Raw genomic sequence first — 10,643 nt, forward strand, 5'->3', positions numbered from 1 at the left:
GCGTGGCCCCTTTGTCGTTGACTGTTTCGCTCAACCTTGTGCCGTCGTTTAACGGCGCTTTTACACCGGCGCTAACAGCGCACGGTAGGCAATGACAACTGCGTGAGCTTCGAGCGGCTGAAGTTGCAGATTCCAGCCGATAGCGCACGGCCTCACTACGTCAAGCGGCGCGTGCGTGTGCATCGATATGTGGACGGCACGCTGGCGGTGTTTTACGGGCCACGTTGCCTGGGGCGCTATGATGCGCAAGGTGCGCTTGTCAGCGCCCCGGTTCAGTTGGCTGCCTGAGGGTCCGCCAGACAGCCGCGGGGGCGGCAAGCCGGCTTCGGGCTACGCCCTACGCCGGCTTGCCGCCCCCGCCAACATGCGGACATTTCATTTGCTACAAAACCGGACATTTCTATTTGTCCGCGACATGTTAGGATCGGCAGAATGGACAAATTGCAACCACTTGAGAATCTGCATCGGAATACGCAATGCCTCAGCGCGATCATCTTGACGTCCGAACATGTGCCCGCACACCTCTATCTTGCTGCGGTCTTCCAATAATGAATCACTATATGGCGCAGGGTCGCGCAATTCTCATCGGCACCGTTATCGGTGCATGCGTAACATATGCATTGACGAAAACTACGGCGACAAGCGGGCAGATCGACGTCTTTACGGCGGGCGTATATTTCGGTTGCCGGAATGCGTCAGAGGGTGCCGCGGTTAGTGATAGAAAACGCTGTCTTGCCCTTACGGACGACGCGCGGCGGATAGCCGGCTCGGCAGCCTACAAGAAGGCACATCCGGTACTCTGGTAGGGATAGCCTGGACCGATGCAAACGGCCTGCCACCACGATCGCGATCCTGTCAATGATTGCCTCGCTCCAAAAAGTAATCGGAGAGTGCCGTTCGGACTTCACTGCATCGTCGCTGCAACAATCTGGCCATCGAGCGCCCTGCTGTCGAACAGTCGGGGAAGAAGAGTCCCGCGCCGCTGAGAAAATCAAGGTATGAGGCAGCCCATCAACGACTTCGACCAGATTCGAAACGTCGAAGAATTCAGATGAAGCGATTCACTGTTCGCAGATCGCGCATTCACGGGCGAGGCGTATTCGCGCTGCGGTCTATTAAGGCGGGCGAACTGCTGCTCGAGTACAAAGGCAAAGTTATCACGTGGCGAACTGCCGTCCGGGCGCACCGTCGCAACGGACTGGCAGGACATACCTTCTACTTCGGGCTTTCCAACGGCAACGTCATCGACGGTAGCAATGGGGGCAACAGCGCACGTTGGCTCAACCATGCGTGTGAGCCAACCTGCGTCGCCGTCGAGTCGAAGAATCGCATCTTCATCGAGGTGGTTCGGGACATCGCCCCCGGCGAGGAACTCTTCATCGACTATGGCCTTGAAGTTGCTCGGAAGACCGCGGAACTGGAGAAGCGCGAATATGCTTGCCGATGCGGGCACTCGGGATGTCGAGGCACGATGTTGGCATCGATCTAATGCGCCACCGCCAGATATCGAACCAGATTCAACCGTTTCGCAACGCGATGCCCGGCCACTTTCCGGCGTCGTGCAACTCGACGACGAGTTCGGATACACATCTTCGCACCGCTAATGCTGCCGGACTCGTTGGTAGAGTGTTCGACCAACACAAGCTCGCAGGCCGACTAATCTGCGGGTTGATGATCTTTCTAGCTGGCGGCCGGTACTCGGATTCCCGCGCCGACAACACGGATGCTGGGATGATCGCGTACGCCTCGCCTGTACGGGCAATCTCAATGAGCGTCGGCAACGAATCGATATCCGCTGCGACGTTCAAGTCGACCTCAGCTTGCGCAAACGTCCGTTCGATCAGCAACCGGAGTCCATGAGGGGAACTCGGCGCAACGATCGGGAGGTTCGCCAACTGCGACAACGAACACGTATCACCTTCGTCGCCCGGCAGCCCATGCCCCACAACATAAAGGTTCTCATCGAAGAGCGGAGATAGCGACATGCCGGCACTTTCAGACTCCCGAAACAGGACGGCCAAGTCGAGCCGTCCGTTCAGCAGCAATTCGCTGATGTATCCGCTCAGACTCTCGAACATCTGCAGACGAATGCCCGGATAGCGCTGCCGCAAGCGCTTAAAAAGCGGTACACCCAGGATGGCGGTGATCGTGGTCGGGAAACCGACGGAAACCGGCCCGGACTCAGCGCTACCCCCTTCCTTGACGTCACGCCGGATGTGCTCGATCTGCCGGAGAACGTTCCTGGCATGACGATATAGCGTCATGCCGGCATCGGTTGGCCTGATGCCTTGCGCGCTCCGTTGTAGAAATTGCGTCCCCAGTTCCTCTTCTAGCGCTCGGAGCTGCTGGCTTAGTGACGGCTGAGCGACCGCGAGAATATATGCGGCCTTGGAGAAACTGCCGCTATCCACGATAGCGACGAAGTTTCGCAACTGTTTGAGGTCCATAAGTGTGACGCCAGACACCAATCTCAACCCGCCCGTTGGTACCCGCCAACTGGCCGAACCTGATTGGTCATTTACGAAACGTGAACAAATTATAAAATTAATTGGTTACATTAATCAATCACCAAGGGGGATATTGATTTCTACTATACCCCCATTCAATAACAGTATTTCCGCCAGATCACCCGCACAGCATATTATGCACGAACAATAACCTGGTCTGGGAATAACAATGAACGAAGTTACGAGAACCCGAGGAACCTATGTCCAGCAACCAACAGCGACGACAAACGAATTCAACCGTCGTTCGTGGTGGCGTTGGCTTGGGAGTCCGTGGCACAAGCTTATGACGGTGCGAATTGGAATCATTCCTCTACCCATTCACATAACGCTTGCGCTCGCTTTGTTTGCATTCGCGGCAACTGGAAGGATGTCGGCCGAACTCCCGCCGATGATCGCGCTTTTGGCTGTCTGTGGCTTTACATGCTTCGAACTTGGAAGCCGCATTCCTGTATTCCGCAATATCGGCGGACCGGTTATCTTAACGACGATCTTGCCCTCATATTTGGTTTTCTCGAAGGTCTTGCCACTGACCGTGGTGAATCCAATTACCGATTTCTGGAAGACCACGAATATTCTCTACCTGTTCATTGCGTGCATCATCGTCGGAAGCATCTTGAGCATGGACAGGAGGGTTTTAATCGCGGGCTTCGTGAGGATCTTCGCACCTCTCGCAGCGGGATCAATCGTCGCCATCATCGTTGGGGGAGCGGTAGGTACTCTGCTCGGTATGGACCCGTTCCATACCGTTTTCTTTGTCGTGATTCCCGTGATGGCTGGTGGGGTAGGGGAAGGAATCATCCCCCTCACTTTGGGTTACTCCGCGTTGCTGCATCGCCCGGCAGGCGAGTTGCTCGCCCAGGCATTGCCGGCCGTAATGCTCGGCAATATCTGCGCGATCGTATTTTCGGGGCTCCTTGACTCACTCGGCAAGCGACATCCCACGCTGACAGGTAATGGACAGTTGATGAGAACTGGCGACGACGCGTTCGCCGCAGTGAGCGCAGAGCATGGCGAAAGCGGGAACATCGCTGAGGTCGCTGCCGCGGGCTTGGCCGCCGTGTGCTTGTACTTCCTGGGGGGGCTCTCGCAAAGTGCTTTCGGCTTACCTGGCCCCGTCGTGATGTTGATGCTCGCGGTTGTCGCGAAGATGGGACATGTGTTTGCCCCGTCGGTCGAGCGGGGGGCGGGCTTCGTCTACCAGTTTTTCGCTAAGGTCGTCACGTATCCGCTTCTCTTCGCCATCGGCGTCGTCATCACGCCGTGGCAGAAGATCGTCGATTCGTTCAACGCTCCAACGATTGTGACGATCATTGCGACGGTCGCCTCACTGATGGTCGTCGGGTTCATTGTTGGGCGTCGCATGGGCATGTTCCCGGTCGACGTCGCAATCGTCACTGGAACGCATAGCGGGATGGGCGGCACTGGAGACGTCGCGATACTTAGCGCAGCGAATCGAATGCGGCTGATGCCGTTTGCTCAAATCGCGACTCGCATTGGTGGTGCGATCACGATCACGATCAGCCTTCTCGTTCTCGCGCAGATTGTCTGATACGGAGAAACAATTGCTGGAGAATACAGAAACGCAACCGCTTGAAGGGATTACCGTGATAGCGCTCGAGCATGCGATTGCCGCACCATTTTGTACGCGTCAACTAGCGGATCTCGGTGCGCGCGTGATCAAGGTCGAAAGACCCCGCGTTGGCGATTTTGCCAGGGAATACGACGAGCGCGTGCTGGGCATGTCCTCAAGCTTCGTCTGGGCTAACCGGTCCAAGGAGAGCGTGACGCTCGACTTGAAGCAGCCCAGTGCGCGAGAGGCGCTCATGCGTCTGCTCGCGTGCGCCGACGTCTTCATCCAGAATCTAGCTCCTGGAGCAGCTGATCGCCTCGGTCTCGACTATGGCTCTCTGAGCGCCAACTTTCCAACCCTCATCGTCTGCGAGATCTCGGGCTATGGTCCCGACGGACCCTATCGCGATAACAAGGCGTACGACTTGTTGATACAGAGCGAGGCCGGTCTACTGTCGATTACAGGCACGCCGGATTCGCCAGCGAAGGCAGGGTGTTCGATCGCTGACATTGCCGCTGGGATGTACGCATACACGAACATCCTTTCGGCGCTGCTAAAACGTCAGCGAACGGGATACGGGTGCAGTATCGATATTTCGATGCTCGAATCAATGGTCGAGTGGATGGGTTTTCCGATGTACTACGCCATCGATGGCCAGTCTCCGCCCTTGAGATCGGGTGCCGCCCACGCGACGATCTTCCCGTATGGCCCGTTCGCGACTGGAGACGGTAAAACAGTCATGCTGGGACTACAAAATGAACGCGAATGGAAAACATTCTGCAGCGATGTACTAGGGCTCCCGCTCCTTGCCGTCGATCCTAGATTCGCATCCAACCCGCAACGCATTGCGCAGCGTGAAGACCTGGAAGCCATGATTAGAGAAATCTTTGGGGCCTTGACCTCGGAAGAACTGACCTGTCGTTTGGACGCCGCAGGCATCGCGAAAGCACATCTGAACGACATGCAGGACGTATGGGCCCATCCCCAACTTGCCGCTCGAAATCGCTGGACAACGGTATTGACCGAGAGGGGCCCTGTACCGGCGCTCTTGCCACCCGGCGCTGACGCTTCCAAACCGCCTGAACTGCGCGCGGTGCCCGCGCTTGGCGAACATACCGATTCTATCTTGGAAGAACTCGGCTTCACTGACGATCAGATCCAAGAAATGCGCGCAACTGATGCAATTTGATGGGAAGAAGGAGAGAGGCATGCTGTTCCGATCCTGGCTGTTTGTTCCCGGGAATAGGCCTGATCGCTTCGCGAAGGCGGTGCGCTCGGGCGCTGACGTCGTGGTAATCGATTTGGAAGACGCTGTTCCAGCCGATCAAAAAGGAAACAGCACGGGAGAAGGTCCAACGGTGGATATCGCATACGAACCACGCGCTCTATGTTCGAATCAACGCCGACAGCACCCCTTGGTTTAACGAGGACATGATGGCGTTTGCAGTCAATGAACGAGTCACAGGCTTTGTTATTCCCAAAGTGGAGGGCGGAGAGACGATTCGTCGAGTAGTCGAGATTGCGCATCCAACGCTGAGGATCGTACCGATTATCGAGACCGCTCGTGCCTTCACATCATTGAATGAGATCGCACGTGCGCCCAGAGTAGAGCGACTGATGTTCGGGACTATCGATTTTCAGCTCGATCTCGGGATCGAGGGCGATGGAGATGAACTACTTTACTTCCGTTCGGGACTCGTTCTCGCCTCCCGAATCGCAGGAATCGCTCCGCCCATCGATGGGGTCGTGACAGCGATCGACGATGCCGATACGCTGGATCACGACACCCGGCGTGCGCGCTGCCTGGGATTCGGAGGGAAAGCATGCATACATCCAGGCCAGGTACGCGGTGTACATACGGCGTTCGCCTATTCCCATGCTGAAAAGGAATGGGCGCACCGAGTAGTAGGCGCGGCGCGGGCAAGTGGCGGCGAAGCAGTCTCGGTCGATGGGAAGATGATTGACAAACCGATTGTCCTCAGGGCGCTCGAAATTGTCGCATCGGCCGATCAATAGCCCATGCCACCAACTCGGTCGCGGGGATCGATTCTCCTACGCCCCAAAAAAGGCAAATTCACCAGTCTCAGATCACCGCCTGATTCTGTCTGGCTTACCTCGGAACGGTGGGTTCGCGACCATTGAATTTCCAGTCGCCTTGATATTCGAATGTTCTGTCGATTGATGCTGCGATGCCTGCAGGGTAAAAATTAGCGATAGAACATGACTCGGCGTCGAAAATTATTATAGGAGTTCTATATGACAAAATTCGAAGATCTAAAAGCAAAACTACAGATTCTCGCTCAGGAGGCCGAGGAGGCTCGCCAGCGAGAACTTGGCACTGCCCTGTCGCTAGTCCGCGACGTCGTCAAAACGTACGGCATCTTTCCCGAGCAAATCAATCCGGCATGGAGCGCAAGCGCTGGAACGAGACGTAAAGAGCCTCCTTCTCCGAAATATCGCAATCCAGTCACCGGACAGACGTGGTGCGGTCGAGGGCGAACCCCAAAATGGATGGCGGGCTACGCGCGTGAGGACTTTCTCATCGTGCCAACAGCACAATAGCACACCAACGTCATGGACTATCATTCGAAGTGGTCAATAAGGCGTACCGCCAGCGCAGCTTGCCACTTTCACCGGCGAACGGAAAATGCCATCGATCGAGATCGATGCTTAAGCGGCCCTTCATCGTATCTCACCATGCGTTCTCGTCGAACTCGATTCGCTCACTCACTTGCGAAAAGCTGCCAAATATCCCCTCGCAGCTATGCTCGATCGACGTTGCTTCCCCAAAAAGCACGAATTGCGGCAATGCCGTACGCGCCCGCGTTGCGAGCTTCAGCTAAGCTGTCGACGGACATACCCCCTAACGCATAGATCGGCACCGATGTCAGCGTTGCAAGCTCTCGAAAACGTGGCCAACCCAGCGGCTTTGCAGTCGTATGCGTTGCAGTCGGCAAAACCGGCGAGATGGTGATCAGATCGACCCCTATTGAATCTGCATGCCTCACCTGATCCTCGTCGTGGCATGCGGCCGAAACCAGCAATCCGGCTGGCAAAGGTCTAGTCGAGCACGCCATCAGACGAGTGCTGGTGAGATGGACGCCATCTGTATGCAAGCTCAGCGCCACTTCAGGTGCAGCATTCGCGAGCAGTCGTGCACTGTATCTTCGGCAACAAGCCAAGGCATGTTCCGTCAACCGTGCGTAATACGACGCAGTTACAGCTTTCGCGCGTAGCTGTACAAGACCGATGCCGGCCTTCAATGTTCGCTCCAGAGCCACGAGGTAGTCGCTCAACGCCTCGTCACCCGGAGGTTCCGGCGTGATCAGATACTCTAATGGCAAGTTAGCTGATTTATTCACAATAATTTTGAAGTTACGATGAATGATGCGTCTAATCATGCGGAATTCGGCGTTCTATATTCAAATCGCGTTTTACTTGGAGGGGAAATTTTGTAGATGGCGGCTGCAGCCAACATCCCCATTAAAAATATATAAATTGCAGGCGCGATATTCAAGTTAGTTAATTCAATCAGGTAAGCGCAGAAAACAGGGGATGTTCCACCAAAAATCGCGGTGGCAAATGAATAGGTAACGACCATTCCCAAGCTCCCCCAATTTTCCTTGAATAGATCTGGCAATACGACGAAAATCACCCCAACGACACATCCGGCCAATATCGCGAGGGCAGCTTGAGTGGACAATAGTACGAACATACCTCCGTATTGCATTATCGCAAATAATGGATAAACGGATATTGTTATTGTCATAGTTCCGAGTAGTGCGATATTTCTAGCACAAAAATAACGCTCGGCATAGCCGGCGCAAGTCATCGATATCGCGAATATTATCAGGGCCGCAATGTTGGACAATCGCGCATCAAAAATCTCCTGCCCGAGATAGACGTGCAAATAATGTGGCATCCATACAAAAATCGTATATATAACTATTTCCATAAATGCAACGACGGCGAGCGACTGAAGTAGTGGGAGAGCTGGCTTGGCTCTCAATTTCCCAGAATCCGCCACAACCTCACTCCTATTAATTGTCAATCTTAATAAATATATTGAAATCGACAATGGCACGCAAAGCAAAAACGGCCAGCGCCACGGCTCGTTAAGGTAGCTCGGATTTTCATATTTAATTAGATGATCGATGGCAAGCTTAATGTGCGGCAGCGAAAATACAGCCCCGGAAGCTAATAGCATTCCGACAAATCCGCTCGCCACAGTTAAGGCGCAATAGAGACCGCGATTCTTCCTGTCTGCATTGAGCGATACGAAATATCCACTTAATGGCATTTCTCCGCCTGCGCAGAATCCTTGAGTTATTTTCAGAATCAGCAGCAAGAAAGTTGCGAAATAGCCTGCTTTTTGATAAGTAGGGAGGAACGCGATCAGTGAGGCTGGCACTGCCATTCCTATCATGCTGATTCTTAGTGAAGCCCCTGTCCCGTATCGAACTCCTAAAATACCAAAAAGTATGCTGCCGATCGGTCGCGCAAGATAGCTACTAGCGAACACTGAGAAGCTTGAAATTAGGGCTGTTTTTTTCGTTTGCATCGGGGAAGAAAAGCCTACCTATCTCTAGCGCCATGAACGCCGTGAGTGAGAACTCATACCATTCAAAAAGATTTGCGGTAAGCGCAATCTTTAGAGTTTGGTCAGATTTCGATCGCACGAGAAGCTTCCTTTTACAAGCGACAGGACATATGGCAGGTTCCCATCAATTATTTTGTTGCGCAGAGCTGCGCAATGACATTCGACCGTTCTGTCTGAGATGCCAAGGAATCTTGAGATTTCTTTGTTGGTCAACCTCTCAGACTTCATCAAGAAAACTTGGATTTGTACATCAGTCGGCGGCACAAAAAAATATTTCTCAACTCCAAAATATATGAGGGTTCTATTGATTGAATCGGTGGTACCGTAAAACACCCGATTTAATCTATAGATTTCTATTGGCGGAAGTGTTCGTGTAATATCATTTCTGTAGGTTACGATTCCAAGTATATTTCCCCTGGATCCGAGAATGGGAAATTTTATCATCTCCTCAACCTGCGCCTCCCCGCAGTCGTCGAGAAATTGATGTCTTCCCAGCACGTGTGATTTATTCTCGCGCGCCGAGTGATCTAGGTCCTGAATCAATCGCGCATATCTAACCCCCCAGTCTTTTTTGTTGAATTTGACATCTTGTATTGTTAGCCCCTCGAGGTCTTTGGGATTCTTTATTCCGAATTGAATTGAATTGTGAGAATTATTTATAATATATTTTCCGGTGTCTGCTGCTTTTAGACTGGCGGAGGTTGGGAAGTTCTCTATAAGGCTAAATATTGCGCTATCGGATTCCATGGCATTCCCCTCGGGCTTTCGTTCGGAAGGGCACATTGCGGACTCGCCAGGATATAGCCCAACTTATAGTTTCCCTGTTTGTTCGCAAAGCCGTTGTCTTGTGCACTTAGGTTCACACTATATCAGTGATCTCCACGGATGCGCTACCGGATGTGTAACCGGAAAATCAACTTCAGGTATTCACCGACTAAATGGTATCTAACAGTCAGAATGAATCTTTATTCCCTGCGGATTCATCCCGTTGATCGTGGATAGATTGGTAAGGAGATTATTATCTCCGAATAGAGATGGTCTGGCTGTCCGGCGGCAAGCTGTTCGCTGCACTTTCGACTGGTGCCCCGGTACCAGCGACTGTTTGCCTTGTTTAGGCCACCGCCTGCTGCCCTCCGATCTGCCTCGGAGCCGGCGGTTTTGCGATCGTCGATATCGACGATCGCCTTTTTATTCCCGTCATATCGTCGCATGCATGGCACACGATACGCGCCCCTGACGACGCACGACGCTCGAATGTGCACGTTTAACGTAATTCGATTGGAGAATCATTGTGGCAACTTACGAGGAACTGAAAGCTCAACTCGATGCACTTAATAAGGAGGCCGAATCAGCCAAAGAGCGCGAAATCTCGACAGCGCTGTCTCAGATCCGGGAAACCCTCCTGAGGTACGAAATTCGTCCCGACCAGATCTTTCCGCAATGGACGCGCCTTCGCTCGCCGGACAAGCGGCGTGGTCCACTGCCTCCAAAGTATCGGAACCCGATGACTGGGGAAACATGGTGCGGTCGAGGCCGAGCACCAAAATGGATGTCCGGGTTGCAGCGCGAAGAATTCCTTATAGATCGACCCGCCTGATCGACAATCGAGCACTCCGCTCTCGCGCCCATGGAGCGAGCCAGTCCGCCAAAAAATTTCCGCTTTGAAGGTCCATTTCGAGGCAAGGGACGCTGCGGTCCATACTCAACGCACCAATACGTGGCATCGACCTGTCAACCTTGACAGGTCGCCTCCAGGTTGTCGACCCGTCCGTCGTCAGCGCGATGGTGAATCTTCGTTAATTTGGCCGCCATTTGCCTCAGCGTTGATAAAATCTACGCGCCGTGGGGAGGGCATCATTTACATCGAGAATCAATACTCCTCGGATTCGAATCCAAGCAGAAACCTGAGAGTCTGCCGTGACTAATTTGAACGATACGCTACGCGGTTTCGCGTCGGGGGCGGTCG

The 10,643-nt window shown here is 53.6% G+C and carries 11 protein-coding genes; 7 read left to right on the plus strand and 4 right to left on the minus strand.

Annotated elements, in window-relative coordinates; all coding sequences use genetic code 11:
• Positions 1–1,051: 1,051 nt before the first annotated feature.
• On the plus strand, positions 1,052–1,489 hold the full coding sequence (locus WS69_RS17790) for an SET domain-containing protein (RefSeq protein WP_059472046.1): 438 nt from the start codon (positions 1,052–1,054) through the stop codon (positions 1,487–1,489).
• Between the two features lie 28 nt (positions 1,490–1,517).
• On the opposite strand, the gene WS69_RS17795 is transcribed toward WS69_RS17790, so the two are convergent.
• Positions 1,518–2,447, minus strand: coding sequence for a LysR substrate-binding domain-containing protein (locus WS69_RS17795; RefSeq protein WP_059472048.1), 930 nt, complete (start codon positions 2,445–2,447; stop codon positions 1,518–1,520).
• 229 nt (positions 2,448–2,676) lie between these two features.
• On the opposite strand from WS69_RS17795, the gene WS69_RS17800 reads away from it, so the two are divergent.
• The 5 genes from WS69_RS17800 (at position 2,677) to WS69_RS31375 (ending at position 6,639) form a co-directional block, all read left to right on the plus strand.
• Positions 2,677–4,056 (plus strand): 2-hydroxycarboxylate transporter family protein, encoded by a 1,380-nt coding sequence (locus WS69_RS17800; RefSeq protein ID WP_442854910.1) that lies wholly within the window; start codon positions 2,677–2,679, stop codon positions 4,054–4,056.
• A gap of 13 nt (positions 4,057–4,069) precedes the next feature.
• Complete coding sequence (locus WS69_RS17805) at positions 4,070–5,266, plus strand: CaiB/BaiF CoA transferase family protein (protein WP_231747159.1); 1,197 nt, start codon at positions 4,070–4,072, stop codon at positions 5,264–5,266.
• 19 nt (positions 5,267–5,285) lie between these two features.
• Positions 5,286–5,501 carry an aldolase/citrate lyase family protein gene (locus tag WS69_RS35510; protein ID WP_331457983.1) on the plus strand — a complete coding sequence of 72 codons (216 nt, stop codon included), beginning with the start codon at positions 5,286–5,288 and terminating at the stop codon, positions 5,499–5,501.
• The gene (locus WS69_RS17810; protein ID WP_331457984.1) at positions 5,440–6,093 is read left to right on the plus strand and encodes an HpcH/HpaI aldolase/citrate lyase family protein; all 654 of its coding nucleotides are present in this window, start codon (positions 5,440–5,442) and stop codon (positions 6,091–6,093) included. The genes WS69_RS35510 and WS69_RS17810 overlap by 62 nt, the downstream gene beginning before the upstream one ends.
• 240 nt (positions 6,094–6,333) lie before the next feature.
• Positions 6,334–6,639, plus strand: a complete 306-nt coding sequence (locus WS69_RS31375) for an H-NS histone family protein (protein WP_082716277.1) — start codon at positions 6,334–6,336, stop codon at positions 6,637–6,639.
• Positions 6,640–6,839: 200 nt separating this feature from the next.
• Here WS69_RS31375 and WS69_RS31380 read toward each other — a convergent pair whose 3' ends face one another.
• The 3 genes from WS69_RS31380 to WS69_RS31390 all read right to left on the minus strand — a co-directional run bounded on the left by WS69_RS31380 (position 6,840) and on the right by WS69_RS31390 (position 9,424).
• Positions 6,840–7,478 carry a thiamine phosphate synthase gene (locus tag WS69_RS31380; RefSeq protein WP_197419277.1) on the minus strand — a complete coding sequence of 213 codons (639 nt, stop codon included), beginning with the start codon at positions 7,476–7,478 and terminating at the stop codon, positions 6,840–6,842.
• Positions 7,475–8,638 carry an MFS transporter gene (locus WS69_RS31385; protein ID WP_082716278.1) on the minus strand — a complete coding sequence of 388 codons (1,164 nt, stop codon included), beginning with the start codon at positions 8,636–8,638 and terminating at the stop codon, positions 7,475–7,477. The genes WS69_RS31380 and WS69_RS31385 overlap by 4 nt, the downstream gene beginning before the upstream one ends.
• 90 nt (positions 8,639–8,728) lie before the next feature.
• A complete protein-coding gene (locus WS69_RS31390) occupies positions 8,729–9,424 on the minus strand; it encodes a helix-turn-helix transcriptional regulator (RefSeq protein ID WP_082716279.1) in 696 nt (231 codons plus the stop codon).
• A gap of 544 nt (positions 9,425–9,968) precedes the next feature.
• Between WS69_RS31390 and WS69_RS31395 the strand changes: the two genes are divergently transcribed.
• Positions 9,969–10,274: an H-NS histone family protein gene (locus WS69_RS31395; protein ID WP_082716280.1), complete on the plus strand. Its 306-nt coding sequence runs from the start codon at positions 9,969–9,971 to the stop codon at positions 10,272–10,274.
• The last annotated feature ends 369 nt before the right edge of the window (positions 10,275–10,643 follow it).

The sequence above is a fragment of the Burkholderia sp. BDU5 genome (assembly GCF_001522845.1).
Taxonomy (GTDB): Bacteria; Pseudomonadota; Gammaproteobacteria; order Burkholderiales; family Burkholderiaceae; genus Burkholderia; species Burkholderia mayonis.

Bases quoted from the DNA above. Each gene is read 5' to 3' on its own strand.
- WS69_RS17790 (WP_059472046.1), top strand. From the start codon at position 1,052: ATGAAGCGATTCACTGTTCGCAGATCGCGCATTCACGGGCGAGGCGTA.
- WS69_RS31390 (WP_082716279.1), bottom strand. From the start codon at position 9,424: ATGGAATCCGATAGCGCAATATTTAGCCTTATAGAGAACTTCCCAACC.
- WS69_RS17795 (WP_059472048.1), bottom strand. From the start codon at position 2,447: ATGGACCTCAAACAGTTGCGAAACTTCGTCGCTATCGTGGATAGCGGC.
- WS69_RS35510 (WP_331457983.1), top strand. From the start codon at position 5,286: ATGCTGTTCCGATCCTGGCTGTTTGTTCCCGGGAATAGGCCTGATCGC.
- WS69_RS31380 (WP_197419277.1), bottom strand. From the start codon at position 7,478: ATGATTAGACGCATCATTCATCGTAACTTCAAAATTATTGTGAATAAA.
- WS69_RS31385 (WP_082716278.1), bottom strand. From the start codon at position 8,638: ATGCAAACGAAAAAAACAGCCCTAATTTCAAGCTTCTCAGTGTTCGCT.
- WS69_RS17800 (WP_442854910.1), top strand. From the start codon at position 2,677: ATGAACGAAGTTACGAGAACCCGAGGAACCTATGTCCAGCAACCAACA.
- WS69_RS31375 (WP_082716277.1), top strand. From the start codon at position 6,334: ATGACAAAATTCGAAGATCTAAAAGCAAAACTACAGATTCTCGCTCAG.